This window comes from Chromobacterium sp., assembly GCF_041912965.1.
Lineage (GTDB): Bacteria > Pseudomonadota > Gammaproteobacteria > Burkholderiales > Chromobacteriaceae > Chromobacterium > Chromobacterium aquaticum.
Map to the genome: position 1 here is coordinate 43,851 of NZ_JAYSGF010000019.1, position 16,338 is coordinate 60,188.

Consider the following 16,338-nt stretch of genomic DNA (forward strand, 5'->3'; position numbering starts at 1 on the left):
TACTCTTTGAGATTAAATAATCGCTCAACGACCCCAAGAGCGTGAGAGTTTACGATTCGCCTCTGCAGCCAACTAGCGGGACAGCGCCCCCGCCACCGACAGCTCAGGACCACAAGCAGCTAGGCAATTCTCAATCAGGCCACAACAAAACCAAAGCCCCATCCGGGGCTTTGGTCGTTTGGGTGCTTAGGCCAGTTCTTGCATTTGCATCGAGGTCTGTTGCAAGCGGCGGGCGAGTGGTTCCAGCAAGCAATACATCTGTTCGCTGTCCAGCGTATCGAGGTTGGATTGGTCCAACATCATCGTTAGACCGGCCATCGCGCTGCTGACCTGGCTGAGTTCCAGGCAGATCAGACGGGCACTCTGCTGGAAATGCTCGCAGTATTTGTCTAGCTGTTGCAACAGCGGGTCAAGCGGCTGCAGTGCGGGATGTTGCTGGCGCAGGGCATGCAATTGGCGCAGCAAGTTAGACAGCGTGGGAAGATGAGGGGATTGAGTGGTGCTAGTCATGGCGACTCCTTTACTGAGCATTAAGCCCACCATCCGACGCTAACCGGAGGCGGCGGGCACATGGCGGGATTAGCGTTACCGGCAGTAAGGATCCGGCGCGTGCAAGCACGCTCCCACCATGGCCCGCCAGAGAAAAGGACGTAGCAATGGTGTCACGGACGTAAAAAATGCCGCATGTGGCGGCAGTCCGCCTTACTGATTCGGAACGCTAATTCCGGTGCTAAACCACAGCACAGCAGGATTATCACGTGCTTGGGGCCGGGAGGCAAGGGGCCGACGTCCCCCACTCCACGCAGACATCATCTGCGGCGTACAAGTATCGGGCTAAAGCTGGCGTCAGCGGATGATCGACCACTGCAACTGAAGTCAGACACACACAATCAACGCGATCGCCACCAGCCACGCCCGGCACCAAGAATCCAAGCTACACTACAGCCTCCATCATAGAGATGAAGCGGCTAATTACTTGAGCCTTATGAAGTGACTGTTGAAAACGGCAGAACATAATGGATATTATCAAGGAACAAATGCTAGGAATCACCGCAGAAATAGCCGACAGCGTAGAGTTCAGCTTCTCAGAAGTTCACATCAACCACGGCGCTTATTTTTGGGGGAAAATAATTTTACCGCTTATATCTCGGTGCTTCCGCTTGAAATCGAGCTACTTATTGAAGGCGGCTTTGATGAAAGCACTGTAACGATTGCATTGGAGATATGCACACCAGACGGAGAGATTATAGCGGACGACTTCAGTACGATCCAATCTCCCAAAGAAAATGTAAGAAAAACAATCACCCCATACCTAGACACCATATCAAGCAGATTTATCACTGAGATAAAAAATAAAAAACAATCACCTTCAGCAGCATAAGCATGCAAAACAGCCAAGAACAAATTGAGATTTGCCAAAAATATTCATCAAAAATAATTGCGCCAGATGACAGTGAAATGATCGCCATTGCGCTCGAAACAATTGGTCAACTCCCCATACGCGGCATCAGAACCTTCAAACAAGATGGTGACAATATATCCTGGTTTTTCTACTGCGGAGACTTCTCGGATACGCCAGATTTTTTCAAACCCATGCATCTTAGTCACCTTAATGAATACTTGCCGGAAGTGATGAAGTATCTTTGCTTGGAACCCGGCTATAAATTCATGGTGGACCCATACGGCTTTGAAGATGTATGGAAGGAAATCTAAAAGACAGCCCAGTTGGCAAGCGGGTTATACATTGGTTCGCTCATAGGCATCCGCCGCTTCATATCAAGTACAAATGTCATCACGCTGCATTAGCTCATATCAGAAAGTGCAGAATGAAAAAATCAAGTTCAGTGCCTCGCCTGCAGATCATGGAGCATGCCGAATTAGAGTCCGCCCATACCTTACGAAATTCAAACACACCGCACCAACCCCGCCATAGACGCTTTCCAATGTCCCCCATAGAATTCACCTCCAACTTTCTGACGAAAATGCTCGAATGGGAAGACTGGTATTATGCAGAAAAGAAAAAAATTGAGAACATGTCTAGCGGTAGCCATATTGATGCCGTCTGCCTGGAGTCTAGAGCCAAACTTGAGCTCATATTGCAACCTTATCTAACGGAAACGGCTTTTAATACAATTGGACAGGCCAAGCTGGAGACACTAGGGGTCGGGAGACCTCGCCTCTATGATCAGGAGGCGATCTCCTGTACGGAAATCACGCCCACCAAGTTTGAAACCATTACAATAAGTAGAAAGCAACAAAACCGTTACTCAAAGTACCTTATTTTCCTGAAAAAAGATAACTTCAAAATTGACAAAGCGCTTCAAAGCATTGATGGTGTCAACTGGACAAAAAAGAATTCCATATAGCGGTGCACCATCGGCAATGACTAGTTATAACGCTGCCACCCCAAACATGGCGTGATTAAATCAAAATGGAAAAAAGCATATTACCCGTCATCTTACAAATGATGGATACCGTCCCCTTCTTCGAAAATGTTACGTCAAGCCACCCGGCGCTCGAATCGAATGGGACATTTTGCAATAGCCTCGAAAGCTTTGAGCACAGGATTCGATCTGAAGAATGGGAAAGTGTCAGGAGCGAAGCGGCGGCACAATTGAGCCTGACTCTTAATAAGAAGTTTCAGAATCAATATCAGGAATGGAATAGCGTCGCCAAAGCGGCCCGTCTGTTTTTTGACGAAAGAATAGCGCCTAAACTAAGACAGTTTGAACAAGCACATGGACTGAAAAGTTTAGCCGATGATATTGGCTATGACATTAGCCATATCATTATTGAGGAATATTTTGTAAAGCGGATAGGTATCAAAAGAATGCTTTTCAGCCGCCTGTTAGATATATACAAACAGGGCAGGATTCCTTGCGGCTACACTGTCTTTCCTGAGAAAAACCATGCTCAGCCGGTGGGGAAAATCATCTCTTTTAGCCCTCCCTCCATCATGTGAATTCAAACGCAAAGCTCAACCAGGATCTATATTCAGGATGATTCCAATCGCCGTGGGCATTTACTTGGCCGCTCAAAAGGGAGATGTTTTCCGCTCCCACCCTTCCCTCGCGGCAGCCGCATTAAAACACCTTGGGATAAGTGAGCGCTCTCAGTTTGGAGAGTTCTACATGAAGTACCAAGGAGCATTCATTAGCCCAAATGATGAGCCAGAGTTACTGGATATCGTGGCTTTAGTGATACCCGCCATACCGGATCAGACTGAACACATACAAAGCGTTTATGGCATTCCAGTTCACTATCTCGCACTGACGACAGATGAAAGCGAAGGCATGTATCTGTATGACAAGAGCAGTGAAGCGGTGCTGGACGTAAACTTCGAGGAGATTCCCTCACTGAGGCAAGGCACCCACACTGCGAGATGGAAAGACTTCAACAGCTTTCTAATTTCCTACTTTTCTTAGCGCCCGTTCAAAGTCTCGCGAGCCAGGGCGAGACAAGGCGTTGTGGCTGAGAAAGCGAAATGTACGGTTGATACATCAGCATTTCGAAACTGTACTCTCCGCGTAACGCTCCACGACGCGTAGCAGATCGTAAAAAGGCTCTTAAGCAGTGCCTCCCGCATATACGCTAGAATCCTAGCCGGCAACTTAGTCCCCTCCACCCTCCAAGCCGGTGCCTCCGCATGAGCCATTACGACTCCGAGTACTACTTCATTTGCTACCAAAGCGCGGAGAACCGCCCGATTCTTGCGGCGGATGCCGCCACCGCGGACCTGGCCTACAGCTCTCAAGCGCTGCCGGCTAGCGCGCTGCCGCTGCAATTCATCAACGGCGCGCAGACTGAAAGCAATAAAGGCATATTCAGTGATAGCCCGCCGGAGATTCTGTTTCATGGCTCGGATATCGCGGTCAAGCATGCGATATATCAGCGGCTGGCCGCCATGGAGCTGCCCGGCCTCGTACCGCAGGCCGCCAGCTACTGCGACCACAAGGGCCAGCGGCATGATGATTATTACTTTTTGACCTTCACCCGCTCGCTGGATTGCTGGGACAGAAGCTTGTCATATTATGCACCGGAGCCTTTAAGCGGCTTTGCCGATCTGCGCTATGAGGTGGTTAGCTATCAGCTTTGCGCCCAGACCTTGGCCTCCATTCCGTTGAGCCAGCGCAGGCTGTTTAAAATGGGTGCCACCACCGAGGGCTGGCTGTTGGCGCATGAAAGCATCGCCGACATCCTTGACCGGCCAGGCGTTACGCTGGTTCCGGTGCAGGATTTTGGAACCGTGTTTTTCCCATAGTCCCCCAGACAGACTTATTGTTTTGCCTGGCTCGGCTCAGCACCAACCATGCCTGTGATACCACCAATAGGAAGCGAATATGGCGGCTTATCTGCCACTGGGAGTTGGCCCTGCGGAAATGGAGCTCTTGCTTAAACATGGCATCAAGTATGACAAGAGGCAAAAACGGCAGTTGCTGGAGGCTTATCATGACCAAGCCAGGCCGACACTAGCGGTATTGCTCGATTACTTTAGCGCCAGAAAGCTGAAAATCCCGCAAGACTATCTGGATTTCCTAAGCCAGCATAACGGCGGGAGGCCTGAGCCTGGCTCGCTCCGACTTCAAACTCAGAGTATCTCGATACAGTATTTTTATGCCTATTCCAGCCCATTGGAAGCCTGTACCCTGGACTACGCCAGCACTTTATATCAGGGCCGGATTCCGCATGGCTTGCTTCCAATTGCTCATGATTCCAGCGGCAGCTTATTGCTGTTGAATGGCAGCCAAGTGGACTCCGGGCATATTTATTACTGGAATCATGACAATGAGGCCGACTGCACGGTTGAGGCTTGCTGGGACAATATGCTCAAGCTTGCCAGCAGCTTTAGCGAGCTGGAGCGCTTGCTGCAGCAGTCACTCTGTTGAAAAGTGAAACCGCAAGCCCGTCCCTGGCAAGCGGACGAAAGAGAGCCGATGAAGATTTACAGCATGTTCAGCACCACACAGAGCGAACACTCGCTGCTGGATATCAAAGATCCCGATGGAGCCATTCTCGATTTCTTCCTGCTTGGCATGGGCAATAAAGGTCTAGAAAACGGTCGCGCGCTACAAGCCAACGCGCAGGCTTTTTTCCAGGAAGAGAGCATGGCGGATTATGACTACTTCGAGCCCAGCATCAGCCTGCCCATCTTTTCTGTTCTGGCCTGCACCTGCATCGGTGAAGCGCTAACAGCACAGATGAGCTTACACCCCTGCAAGACCCGTGTTGGCGCCGGCAGCATAGAGATGTTCGCGGGCCGAATCTTGAATAGAAAACCGATATTCGAGAGAGTGGATGATTATAAAATTCAGATACGAAAAGATGCCGACATCCGGCGGGAGGATTTGATCGTCCGGGACGCGAATCTGCCTCAATTCTTTTTTGTCACCGAGTCCTTCAAGATATTGTGCGAACAGCGCCGCTTAAAGATAAAGTTCAAGCCATTCTCGCTGATGAAATAGGCCGGCAAGCGGCGCTGAGAATAAGAAAGGCCCAAAATGATCCACTCCGCGGAAGAATTCATTGCCCTGCGTGATAGCGATAATAAAGAAGAATATGACCGTTCCGCCTTTGAAGAGGCGCCGCTAGCGGTGTGGAGGGACTTGATTCAACGCTATCCCGACTACCGGCGGTGGGTTGCGCATAATAAAACCGTGCCCGTTGAAATCCTGGCCGAGCTATGCAACTATGGCCCGGATATTCGCCAGTTTGTCGCCACCAAAAGAAGATTGTCCCGCGAATTGTTTATCCTGCTGTCTCAAGATCCGGCGGCCACCGTACGCCAGTCCATCGCGGTGAACAAAAAGACGCCGCTGGATATCTTGCAGTCTCTGGCCAAGGATGAGGACGCGGATATCGCCGACTCGGCAACACGTAATGCAGGCAAACGAGCTTGAAGCGCCATCTGATTGCGGGCCCCGGCAGGCCGCTTGAGCACAAACCGGATTCCACCCACGAGCATTAGCGATGAGCGATGAATATTTGATCAAACTGCCAGCGGGTGGCGGCCAATTGCTGATGGACACGCTAAGGTCCAGCGCGATGGCAAGCACGGCGAGCGAGGACTGCCTGATGCTGCGTGACCCCGCCATGGAGAGCGGCTGGCATTACAGCATGCGCACCTTCAAGCAGTCTGAGCATTGCTTGTTCATGGAATTGGCCATGCCCAGCTATCCATTATTCCTGCTGCTGGAAACCGTCTTACTGGCAAGCGAGCACGCTATTGTTGAATACGATGACGATGAGCCCATCACCTTGGCTCGGGTGTTTCGAGTTTAAGTGGGCCAGCATGCCGCGCGCTCTCCGGCAAGGCGGGCCAAGAGTCTGCTCACAGTCTGCTGCGCGTCGGCAACGCGTTACATGGTGAGCACGTCTTCGAAAGGCTCATATACCTTGTGTACACTCCGCTTTCTCAACCGTTTTCGCCTTGTCTCTCCTTAGCCCGCGAGGCTTTGAACAGGCGCTCAGCCCAACATTGAGAACAGAGCCAATATGAACACCATCGCCAGTGGGATGGAAAACCTCATCGCGCAGCACCGCGCCTACGCCTTGAGTGGGCAATTCAGTCCTGGCAGCGCCAGTTGGCCATGGGCAGGCCCGGCCAACCCGGATATCCTGGCGTTCTACCGCCATTACAACCCGGTCGACGTTTTGATCGAAACCGGTTTGACGCCCTTGCGGTTTCATAACACCGCGACGCTGGCTGCGGCGCAAACGGCTTACTCACCGCGCGGGAATGAGGCGCTGCCGCCGGCCCACTGGCCGGCTAACAGCCTGGTGATCATGGACGATATCGGCGGGGGCCGGCCCATTATCGCGGAGCTGCGGCCGGAGCATACGCTCATCTGGGCCCAGCACGAAGCCGGCACGCTGCTGCGGATTGCCGCCTCGCTGCCCGCCCTCCTCCATGCGCTGGCCGCCATGGTGGATCTGATCTACGGCAAGTATCAAGTCTTTGAGGTGTTCGACGCGGACGGCGAGGTGAGCGGCGCGTTCTCCGAGGACTTTTGCTCCGCGACGTCCCCATTTCTGGGCGCGGAGGGCAGTTTGAACTTCTTCGAATATTTATACGGCTGAGCACACGCTCCGTCTCGCGGAAAGAAAACCTTATGCGTTACGCCTTCCCGGCTGCCAGCGCGGCCATTCTGGCCGCTCATGGCTGGCAAGCCGGCCGAAACATCGCGCCGCAAGCGGCCATCCTGGCTTGGGAACAGGACGGCTACGCAGTGTTCCCGGCCGGCGTGCATTTCATCCAGAGCTTCCATGGCATTACCTTGAGCCACCGCTCATGGAACGGAGACGCGGATGACGAGTCCTGTTTTGACGCCATCCAGGCCACCCGGGGCTTTGATCGCCTCTGGGCCTTGGAGGTCTACCAGCCCTTGATCGGGCAAAAGCTGCTGCCGGTGGGACAAGGCTATGCCAGGCACCTCAGTTATCTCATTGCCGAGGACGGCGCGGTTTACGCCGGCTATGATGACTTCTTCTGCCGAATTGGCGCCGATGTCGTCGCGGCGCTGGAAAACATCATTTTCAAACGGGACTTCCTCATCCTCCAGCATTAAGAATGCTGTTCACGATCTCGCGAGCTAAGGCGAGACAAGGCGAAAACGGTTGAGAAAGCGGAATGTACAAGTGGTACATGAGCATTTCGAAGCGGTTTTCAACGCCCTTGTCTAACTATTCCGCCGACGCGCAGCCGATCGTAAACAGGTTCCAAGCGTCACGGTCCCGTAGCCGCGCCTTGTTTTGCAAAACATGCCGTTGAACCCTAATGCTGTCGCAGCCATGATTCTCCATCACCCATGAAAACCGTATTGATCTATTCCGCAGCCGATGCGGAAGCGCCCGCCTCTCCCGGCTCGCAACATCATTGGTACACCCTGGTTCAGGATCCGGCCGCGGCCGAGGCGGACCACAACCCCTGGGATGGCCGCGCCGCCATCCTAAAAAAGCCTTATGAATTGCAAGATGATTGCCGGGTGTCGATCAGGCCTGCCCGTTGCTTCGATCCGATAAGCCGGCAAGAGCAGCACAAGAACCTCTATCTGATCGAGATTGCCAATCAGGGCGGCAGTAGCGCGTTCTGTTCCAGGAGGCTTTATCGCTGGCCTGAGGCGCTGGGCTTCATCGCGCAATTTGAAGGCTTGTCCTTTCCGGCCGCGGCACGCGTGTGGCGGGCAAAAAAACCATGAACCGGGCCGACGAATTGAGAATCCAGCTGCGCTGGCGAAGGAATCTTGAACACGCGGCTAACAGCCATCCGTTCATCGGGCCATTATTCGCCAACGGCAGGCCATTGAGCGTGGAGCAGGCATCCACCTGGCTCAAGGCCTGCATGCGCCAGGCCCAAAGCCATGTGCGCCTCATCAGCACGCAGCCGGAGCAGGCGTTTGAACTGCTGCGCGAGCGCTTGCAAGCCGCCAGCCATTGCTCCTCGCCCATCCATCTCTGCATCTCCGGCTACCAGGGCTGCACTTACCCGAACCAGGGCTATTATCTGATTCCGGATCTACCCGTGATCGAGGCCAGCTACCGCGAAGCCCTGTCTTTCCTGAGCGCCGTGCCCCGCCCATCCCTGTCCTTCTTCGCCTGCGCCTTGCCTTGATGGCCAGGCCGGTGTGGCGCTGAGCACCCAGGCCGCCTTGCCGCAGCCGGAAAACGGCATGTTCGATGGCGTGGAATATGAGCTGTCGCACTGGGCTTTGACCACAGCCAAATAAGCTACGTATCCGCACGATAACCTCCGGAAAATGCTGAACGATGCCAGCACCAGGTCCGCCAACGGCAGCAAGGACATTACGGTTTTTTCAATGCGGCGGGCGCCACCCTGGATCTGCAAGACCGCGAGGATGGCCTGTACCTGTTCACCGCTGGATGAGCCACGCGGGCGATATTGCCGCGCCACCGCCCAGCCCATGCATTAGAATGGCGACCTTCTCGGCCCATGGACACCAGCGCGGCCCGCAGGCCGCCAAATCAAGACCGCATGGAAACGCCATGCTCACGCCAGCGCAGCAACAACTGAAAAGCCGGGTTCACCAAACCGCCGGGGTCTGGCGCAATGACCGCTATCGCGGCGCGGCCGGCCTGGTCTGCCGCGAGTTCTTTTTCAAACGGGTGGCGCAGCGCTACCATCTTGGGCTGGATGAATACCTGCCCGAACACGAGGATGCCGTTGATCTGTATCTGCGCCACCTCCGGGCGAGCTTCGACAGCTTCGACGCCGCGCTGGACTACTTGGCCAACGGCTTGCGGATTGCGCCGGAAAACCTGCTCGCGCCCCGCGGCGGCCTACCGCTCCCATAGAGAACGCCATGGATAAAACGCCAACCGCCGCCTTGGCGGAACAGCTCAGCCGGCTGGACGCGGCGATGCAGGACTTTTACACGCAGGATTTCAGCGACGAAACCGCGGAACGAGCGCGCAACAAGGCCTTGAAACAGGCATTGCTCGCGCTGGCCGGCAGCGCGCTGCGGCAGGGACAGCCGGCGCAGGCCGAGCAGGCGCTGCACCTCCTGGCGCAACACACCGGCTGTCGGGAGGACCTGGAAATCCTGGCGGAAATCATGGATTCGCCCGATGGCCGGCTATTGGCGGCCTTCCCACCCTCCCAAACTCTATTGGCCGGCGCCGCCACCGCGCGCTGGGACGACTTCGATCATGCGCCCCTCGAACCGCCGGCCCCTCCCGCCTCCCGCACCATCCGCCAGCTCCAGTTATACGCGGCGTCCTGTTTGCAAGCTTTCTGCCAGGCCCAGGCGCTGTCGCATCCCGCCATTGCCCAGTTGCTAAGCCATCTTTACGCCATTGAACACGCGGCCAGCCTGCCAGCGTGGGAAAGCGAGGGCGCCGGCCTGGCCTTGAACGGCAGCGGCGATCCGCCGCCGGCGGATCTGGCGCAGAGACTGGCGGACCAGGGTTTGCGAGACAGCTTTCTCGAGTTGGTCGATTGCGTGGTGGAGGTGGGGCTGGCGGATCTTCATGGCGCGGATACGGCCATGCCGGCCAGCTTCATCCAACGCATAGAAGCCATTTTGCTAACGCACGCGGTCGCCCTGCCCGCGGCACCGGAGACCAGAGCATGACCCCCACACAAGCCACGCTGCGACAAGCAATCTGCACCCTGAGTCTGATAGACACCGTGTTCCATCGCCTGGGGGTGCGCATAGGCAGCGAGGAGCTGAGTCCGGCCGAGGCCTGGGCCGAAACCTGCCGCACCTTCCAGCAGCTGGACCTGCAGCAGCGCCTGCCCGAGCTGATCGCGGCGTTGAGGGCCATCGCGGAGCCGCGGCCGGAATACGATGCGCGCAATATGAGCGCGCTGGATTACCGGATCGAGGCCTTGGTACAGGACTACTACCGCCAAGCAAACTCGCCCCAGCCGGCTAAGGATAGCTGATCAGGAATTCGGCCTTGCCATTGGCGGGGCCCGGGTGGATGGTGCCGGTACGGATGTACTCGGCATGCAGCTTCATTTCCACCATGCCGCTTTGCGGACTACCCAGCTCGAAGTGCGGAGTGCCGACCCCGCCCTCGGGGCCAAAGGTGATCACGCCATTGTCGCCGCCCACCCTGCTTAGCCGCAGCGCCAGGCCCTGAGCCGCCGCCGCGCCGCCTTCGGCATCGGAAGAGATGCTGAGCAGCGCGCTATTGTTGTCGCGCTTGGAAGCATCGGTGAACTGTATCTTGGGCTTGGCCTCGGCCGCGCATTTGCTCAGTTGCAGCGTGAAGTCCTGACCCGGCTTGGTCGCCGCGCCGTTCAGCACCGGAAAATCGCCGATATTGTATTGCCCCATATCCACCACCACGCTCTTGGTCTGCAATTGGCAGACGTTTCTGATCGGCGGTGGGTTCAGCCCAGTCTGCAGCGTACTGAAGTCGGCCAGCTCATTGCATAGCGTCGATACTTTAGGATTGACCGCCTGTAGGTAGAACTGGGTGCTGGCGCCCGGCAGGCTCGTCACCTGTCCACCTGGACTGGGGCCGGTCACGATCAGTTCTTGATACATATTGAGTACCAGCGAATCCTCTCTGGATTGGCCGGTGTTCTCCGCGGGTTTCATTGCCAGCACCTCGGCTTTCAGGCTGAAGGGCAAGGTCTTGTCGCCCGATGAGCTCTCGTAGCTCCAGCGCAGACCAATACCCGCGATATTGGTGGGCATGGTGCCGTACTGGTCAAGTGCGCCGCCGCCGCCGCCGGTCCAGTGCCCTATGATCTGCACCTGATCGTCCGGATAGCCGGTATTCGCCTTATAGCTGCCGATCACTTGTACCCCGCGCTTGCTCAATACCGTGCCCGGCGGCGTATCTTCAGAGATCTGCAGCGAATTGCCATCCCCGCCGATCCATGGCCCGGCCTCGGGTACCGGAAATCGACAGCTCTTGACGGAAACGGCCGCCGCCGCGCCACCGGACAGGCATAGCAAGCCGATCAGCGCCACCAGCCATTGCAGGGCTTTAAACATAGACTTCCTCGCCTTGCGCTCGTTGGAAAAACCCGGCCATGACATGCCATGGCCGGGTGGCCGGCCAACTTCAGCCGGCATTCAGCGTGGCTCAGTAGGCGGAGATCACGCCTTCGTTACGGCCATAGCTTGGAACCAGCGCGGCATTGCCCATGGCGAGGTTGCCGCGCATTTCGCCATAGTTCCAGCCCACCAAGCCACCATAGACCTGGCGCCAGCCATTGACCCAGCTGATCTTGCCGCTGGCGGTGGAGTAGTTGACCGTGCCGGAGCGCTGGTTCATGCCCACCAGGCCACCCAGCATGCTGTCGCTGCCGCCGCTGACCATGCCGCTGGCCACCGAGTTGTCGATCTCGCTCTCGTTCATGCCCACTAGGCCGCCCACCAAGCTGCGGCTGCCGCCGCGAACATTGCCGGTGGCATTGCCGATCTGGATACTGCCGGCTTCATTGCTATTGCTGTTGACGCCGACCAGGCCGCCAACACGGCTGGTATCGCCGCCGATGACTTCGCCGGATGCATCCGTCGACCGCAGATTGCCGCCGTTATAGCCCACCAGCCCTCCCACCAAGCTGTTGCTGCCACCACTCACTTTGCCGCTGGCGCGGGCAAAAGAGATATCGCCGGTGTTGTTGCTGCCGATCAGGCCGCCCACACGGCTGTTGGCGCCGCCGGTCACCATGCCTTGCGCGGCGGCGGTGACCACCTTGCCACCGTTATTGGTGCCGATCAGACCGCCCAGGCTGGCGCTGCCGGTGTCGTAAACCTGGCCGCTGGCGTTAACGTTGAACATGGAGCCGTCTTGATTCAGGCCCACCAAGCCGCCGATGGCGGCGCTGTACGCGCCCTTGACCATGCCGCTGGCGCTGGAGCCGTTGATGGAGCCGCCTTCGTTGTACCCCACCAAGCCGCCGATGCGGCTGTCGTTGCTGGCGTACACCGAGGCGCTGGACTTGGCATTGTCGATACTGCCGCCCTTGCTATAGCCCACCAGGCCGCCGACATTGAGCCCCACGCGCGCATCCACGCTGCCCGCGGCGGAAACGTCCACGAGGCTGCCGTTATTGTTCAAGCCCACCAGTCCACCCACACCGCCGCTGCCGATTTCATTGCGCGCCATGCTGGAAGCGTAAATCCGGGCATTGGTCTGCGAGTTCTGCAAGGTACCCTGCACGTTTTCACCCACCAGGCCGCCGATGGCTTGGGTGTAGCGATTGCTGTAAACGGTGCCGTTGAAGGTGGAATCGCGCACCACGGCCTCGCTGCCGGCATTGACGCCCACCAGGCCGCCGGTGGAGTTCATGCGGCTACCGGAGGCATCGACGACGGCATTGCTGCTGGCGTTATGGATCAGACCGGTATTGCGGCCCACCAGGCTGCCAATCTCCACGCTGCCCATGTAGCTGGAAGATCCGTTGACACGGCTGTTCAGCAGATTGACGTTGCCGATGACGCCGCTATTGGCGGCGAACAGGCCCAGCGCCGGCCCTGCGAACTGGATGTTGAGCCGGCTGATGTCGTTGCCCAGGCCATCGAACATGCCGGAGAAGCTGGCATTGCCGCCACCGGCGATGGAACTGAACGCGCGGTTGTAGCCGTCGATGGCATTACCCAGCACATAGAGGCCGTTCAGGTTGCCGTTGATGGCCTGCAGCTGCGCCACGTCCTGAATCACGGAGTACTGGTTGCCATTGGAACTGAACTGGGCGCCCTTGCCGGACAGGGTGACCTTGACACCGGACTTCAGGAAATAACCGTCGCCGCCATAGTTCAGCGCCAGCGCCCCGCCAACGCCGGTGGCACTGAGATTGCCATTGAGTTGGACATTGTTGCTGGCGTTCAAGGTCAAGGCGTTGCCACTGCTCCAGTTGACCGGACCATTGACCACGATATCGCCTTTACGGCTGGCCAGCTCGATATGGGTATTGGCCAGGTTGCGGGACAGGGTGTCGGCGAACACGCCGCTGTCCGCCGGCTGGGACGCGCCCGGGCTGACGTCCAGTTGATTGGCGCTGATTTTCCAGCTGCCGGTGCGGCCATTGTTGGCGGTGGTATTGACCGCGGTGGCCAGCGCCACATTGACCTTGCCGCCCTTGACTTCGACCTGGCCGCCATCGCCGCGCGACGCGCCCTGAGCGCTGGCGTCCAGCCGGCCGGCCACTTCCACGCGGCCATCGCCGGCATCCAGCACGATCTTGCCGGAGCGGTTGTTCAAGGCGCGGGCTTCAATCACGCCCAGATTATTCACCGCCGTCGAGAGCACGCTTTCGGCCACGCGCGCGGTCAGCAGCACTTCGCCGCCATCGGCGCGCAACAGGCCGCGGTTCAACACCTGCGTGTTAATCTCCGTCGGATCCACTTGCAGGTTCAATAGGCCGTCATTATCCAGCTGCAAGGTAAAGGCCCGGCCTCCGGCCAAGGCCACCTTGCCTTGCTGGGCTTGAATCGTGCCCTTGTTTTCCACCTTGGCCGCCAGCAGCGCCACAAAGCCGCCGTCCTTGGCCACAAGGTTGCCCTCGTTTTCAATCTTGCTGGCGGAGGTGCCGGCAAAACGGTACTTGCCGGCCTGGAAGTCGGCATCGCTCAGGTTTTGCGTGGAGGCGACCAGGCCGCCGACATTGACTTGCGCGCCCTTGCCGAATACCACGCCATTGGGGTTGATCAGGAATACACGGCCATTGGCTTCCAACTGACCGAGGATGGAGCTGCCGTTATTGCCCAACACGCGGTTGAGCGCGATGGACTGGCTGCCGGGCTGGTTGAAACGCACTTTCTCGCCGGCGGCGATGTCGAAGCGATCCCAGTTGATCGCCAGCTTGTCGCTGCCCTGGTTGATGGATAGCTGTTTGCCGTTGTCGATCACCAGGATATTGCCGTTGCCGGACACCACGCTGCCGTTTTGCGGCAGCGCGTGGGCCGGCGCCAGGGCGATCAGGCCCAGCGCCGCCAGCAGGCGCCCCTGCCAGCGGCGGCCGCTGCCCGCCTTGCCGCGCGCGCGCTTCAATTCACTGCCCACTTGCCAGCACTGCTGCAGCGGGTTCCAGAGTAAAGAGTAGGTCTTGTTCATCACAGCTTCCTTTTTAAAATGAACGAAGTGCAGTCTCCCAACACAGGAGAATTACCGAACACCAGCGTGCGACGCTCCAGAGCGTGTCCAAGCCACCGCCGCCGCAGCGCGGCGGAACATGAACAACGCCCTAAAGCAGCCAACTCGCTTGCGCCCAGATAGTGGGGCCCCGTTCCGGGGCCGCGTTGCCGGCGCTGACGCGCCAGGCCGCGCTGACATTCAATTGGCCATGGCCTTGTTGCCAACCCAGGCCCAGACCGAGCGCGCCGCGCTGGAGCCGGGGGTTGAGCTGCCCCCAACCGCGCTTATTGGCCCGGGTCTGGCCGTAGTCGTAGAACAACGCGGCCTGCACGCCGGGCCAAGCGGCGTAACGCGCTTCCAGATTGCCGATCCAGCCTTCGTCGCCGCTGGCGTCGCCGGCCGGGTAGGCGCGCACCGCATAGGGTCCGCCCAGGCTGATTTTTTCGGAGGAATCTAGGTTGCGACTCGCCCATTGGGCATTGAGCTGGGCGTACAGGCTCAGCCGCGTGCTCAGCCTTTGCAGCCGGACGCCGCTGAGGCTGAGCTTGCCGAAGCTGCCTTGGGTGTCGGTGGTCAGGTAGTCCCACCATTGCGCCAATGGATCTTCCATCCGCAGTTCGCCGGCGCTGTAGGCCAGCGACAGCTGGCTGAGCCCGCCGCCGCCCAGGCCGTCCTGGCCGTTGGCGCTGAGGGTGGCGGTCCACAGCCGCGCGCGCTTGACGCTGCGGCTACCGTCGAACTCGATGTCGTCCTTCAACTGCTTGTCTTCGTACAGCAGTTGGCCGTGCAGGCTGAAGTTGCGTCCGCGCCGCAGCGCCTGGCTGACAAAGCCGCTGGTGATGCGTGCATTGCCGTGCATGCCAAGATCGCTCAGGCTGCGCCCCAGCCGGTATTCCATATTGGAATAGGCGGCGCCCAACCGGGTCAGCCAAGGCCCCAACGGCAGTTGGTAGCTGATGCGCTGGTATTGCTGCCGGCCATCGCTGCCCATCGCGCGCAGGCTGAGCTGATCGCCCAGGGTGAGCGGGCTATTGAGGTTGAGACTACCGCCCAGCCGGTATTCGCCGGTGTATTTGCCGCCATAGTTATCGAGCTCGACGCCGCCGCTGAGCAAGGCGCCGGGCTGGGCCTGGAGCAGCAGATCGGAACGGCCGGCCTGGGTGCCGGGCCGCAAGGTGGCGCGCACATTGACGCCTGGCAAGTCGTTCAATCGCAGCAAGGCCTCGTCCAGCGCGTCACGCTCCACCAGCCGGCCTTCCAGCCCGCGCAAGGGCGCGCGCAGCACCTGGTCGCGGGTTCGCGATGCATTGTCCAGCTCCACCGCGCCGTAATGGCCTTCCTGGATCGCGATACTCACTTCGCCAGCCTCGATTTCCTGCGGCGGCAAATAGGCGCGGGCCAAAAGATAGCCGTGCCGCAGATAAAACCGCGTCAAGCGCTCCGCCGCCGCGCTCAATTCAGCCATGCCCAGTTCGCGGCCGGCCAGGTCTTGCAGCAGCGGCGCCAGCGTCGCCGCGTCAAAGGCGGTATTGCCGCTGAAACGGAAGCCGGCGACGCGCAGCCGCGGCCCGCTGTCCGGCTCCACCACCTCCGGCCTGGACGGCGCGCTCAGCTCCAGCTCCGGCGCGATGGATGGCGCCAATTGCGGCCGTGTCGACTCGATGTCGCGCAGCGATTGGCCCGCGTCCGGCAACTGCGCCAGCGCCGGCGCGCTCCAGGCCAGGGCCAGCAGCAGGTGATATGGATGCGCGCAAGGCGCGATGTGGCGGGTGATGTGCATGC

21 protein-coding genes are annotated in these 16,338 nt (G+C 58.4%); 17 read left to right on the top strand and 4 right to left on the bottom strand.

The window, feature by feature from the left end; genetic code table 11:
* Positions 1-186: 186 nt before the first annotated feature.
* Entirely contained in the window at positions 187-510 is a 324-nt protein-coding gene (locus ACE3QM_RS11975; protein WP_156183719.1) for a DUF1484 family protein, read from the bottom strand.
* A gap of 487 nt (positions 511-997) precedes the next feature.
* On the opposite strand from ACE3QM_RS11975, the gene ACE3QM_RS11980 reads away from it, so the two are divergent.
* From ACE3QM_RS11980 to ACE3QM_RS12060, 17 genes are all read left to right on the top strand, one after another.
* A complete protein-coding gene (locus ACE3QM_RS11980; RefSeq protein ID WP_374422124.1) occupies positions 998-1,381 on the top strand; it encodes a hypothetical protein in 384 nt (127 codons plus the stop codon).
* Positions 1,382-1,383: 2 nt separating this feature from the next.
* Positions 1,384-1,713: a hypothetical protein gene (locus ACE3QM_RS11985; RefSeq protein ID WP_374422126.1), complete on the top strand. Its 330-nt coding sequence runs from the start codon at positions 1,384-1,386 to the stop codon at positions 1,711-1,713.
* A 113-nt stretch (positions 1,714-1,826) separates the two neighbouring features.
* Positions 1,827-2,366 carry an NTF2 fold immunity protein gene (locus ACE3QM_RS11990; protein WP_374422128.1) on the top strand — a complete coding sequence of 180 codons (540 nt, stop codon included), beginning with the start codon at positions 1,827-1,829 and terminating at the stop codon, positions 2,364-2,366.
* 65 nt (positions 2,367-2,431) lie between these two features.
* Positions 2,432-2,962 carry a hypothetical protein gene (locus ACE3QM_RS11995; RefSeq protein WP_374422130.1) on the top strand — a complete coding sequence of 177 codons (531 nt, stop codon included), beginning with the start codon at positions 2,432-2,434 and terminating at the stop codon, positions 2,960-2,962.
* A 37-nt stretch (positions 2,963-2,999) separates the two neighbouring features.
* Positions 3,000-3,425 carry a hypothetical protein gene (locus tag ACE3QM_RS12000; RefSeq protein WP_374422132.1) on the top strand — a complete coding sequence of 142 codons (426 nt, stop codon included), beginning with the start codon at positions 3,000-3,002 and terminating at the stop codon, positions 3,423-3,425.
* A 221-nt stretch (positions 3,426-3,646) separates the two neighbouring features.
* A complete protein-coding gene (locus tag ACE3QM_RS12005; protein ID WP_048408229.1) occupies positions 3,647-4,261 on the top strand; it encodes a hypothetical protein in 615 nt (204 codons plus the stop codon).
* A gap of 79 nt (positions 4,262-4,340) precedes the next feature.
* The gene (locus ACE3QM_RS12010; protein WP_053074194.1) at positions 4,341-4,886 is read left to right on the top strand and encodes an SMI1/KNR4 family protein; all 546 of its coding nucleotides are present in this window, start codon (positions 4,341-4,343) and stop codon (positions 4,884-4,886) included.
* Positions 4,887-4,934: 48 nt separating this feature from the next.
* Positions 4,935-5,462: a hypothetical protein gene (locus tag ACE3QM_RS12015; RefSeq protein WP_374422135.1), complete on the top strand. Its 528-nt coding sequence runs from the start codon at positions 4,935-4,937 to the stop codon at positions 5,460-5,462.
* Between the two features lie 36 nt (positions 5,463-5,498).
* A complete protein-coding gene (locus tag ACE3QM_RS12020) occupies positions 5,499-5,897 on the top strand; it encodes a hypothetical protein (RefSeq protein WP_374422137.1) in 399 nt (132 codons plus the stop codon).
* A 70-nt stretch (positions 5,898-5,967) separates the two neighbouring features.
* Positions 5,968-6,279 (top strand): hypothetical protein, encoded by a 312-nt coding sequence (locus ACE3QM_RS12025; RefSeq protein WP_374422139.1) that lies wholly within the window; start codon positions 5,968-5,970, stop codon positions 6,277-6,279.
* Between the two features lie 213 nt (positions 6,280-6,492).
* Entirely contained in the window at positions 6,493-7,077 is a 585-nt protein-coding gene (locus ACE3QM_RS12030; RefSeq protein ID WP_374422141.1) for a hypothetical protein, read from the top strand.
* Between the two features lie 32 nt (positions 7,078-7,109).
* Entirely contained in the window at positions 7,110-7,565 is a 456-nt protein-coding gene (locus ACE3QM_RS12035) for an SUKH-3 domain-containing protein (protein WP_374422143.1), read from the top strand.
* 240 nt (positions 7,566-7,805) lie between these two features.
* A complete protein-coding gene (locus ACE3QM_RS12040) occupies positions 7,806-8,195 on the top strand; it encodes a hypothetical protein (RefSeq protein ID WP_374422145.1) in 390 nt (129 codons plus the stop codon).
* On the top strand, positions 8,192-8,608 hold the full coding sequence (locus ACE3QM_RS12045; RefSeq protein ID WP_374422147.1) for a hypothetical protein: 417 nt from the start codon (positions 8,192-8,194) through the stop codon (positions 8,606-8,608). Before ACE3QM_RS12040 ends, ACE3QM_RS12045 begins: the two co-directional genes overlap by 4 nt.
* A gap of 320 nt (positions 8,609-8,928) precedes the next feature.
* Positions 8,929-9,309 (top strand): hypothetical protein, encoded by a 381-nt coding sequence (locus ACE3QM_RS12050; protein ID WP_374422150.1) that lies wholly within the window; start codon positions 8,929-8,931, stop codon positions 9,307-9,309.
* An 8-nt stretch (positions 9,310-9,317) separates the two neighbouring features.
* The gene (locus ACE3QM_RS12055) at positions 9,318-10,088 is read left to right on the top strand and encodes a hypothetical protein (RefSeq protein WP_374422152.1); all 771 of its coding nucleotides are present in this window, start codon (positions 9,318-9,320) and stop codon (positions 10,086-10,088) included.
* The gene (locus tag ACE3QM_RS12060; protein WP_374422154.1) at positions 10,085-10,402 is read left to right on the top strand and encodes a hypothetical protein; all 318 of its coding nucleotides are present in this window, start codon (positions 10,085-10,087) and stop codon (positions 10,400-10,402) included. The genes ACE3QM_RS12055 and ACE3QM_RS12060 overlap by 4 nt, the downstream gene beginning before the upstream one ends.
* Here ACE3QM_RS12060 and ACE3QM_RS12065 read toward each other — a convergent pair.
* The 3 genes from ACE3QM_RS12065 to ACE3QM_RS12075 all read right to left on the bottom strand — a co-directional run bounded on the left by ACE3QM_RS12065 (position 10,389) and on the right by ACE3QM_RS12075 (position 16,336).
* Positions 10,389-11,468 (bottom strand): fimbrial protein, encoded by a 1,080-nt coding sequence (locus ACE3QM_RS12065; RefSeq protein ID WP_374422156.1) that lies wholly within the window; start codon positions 11,466-11,468, stop codon positions 10,389-10,391. The genes ACE3QM_RS12060 and ACE3QM_RS12065 overlap by 14 nt on opposite strands.
* A gap of 91 nt (positions 11,469-11,559) precedes the next feature.
* A complete protein-coding gene (locus ACE3QM_RS12070; protein ID WP_374422158.1) occupies positions 11,560-14,535 on the bottom strand; it encodes a GLUG motif-containing protein in 2,976 nt (991 codons plus the stop codon).
* 130 nt (positions 14,536-14,665) lie between these two features.
* On the bottom strand, positions 14,666-16,336 hold the full coding sequence (locus ACE3QM_RS12075; protein ID WP_374422160.1) for a ShlB/FhaC/HecB family hemolysin secretion/activation protein: 1,671 nt from the start codon (positions 16,334-16,336) through the stop codon (positions 14,666-14,668).
* Between the last annotated feature and the right edge of the window lie 2 nt (positions 16,337-16,338).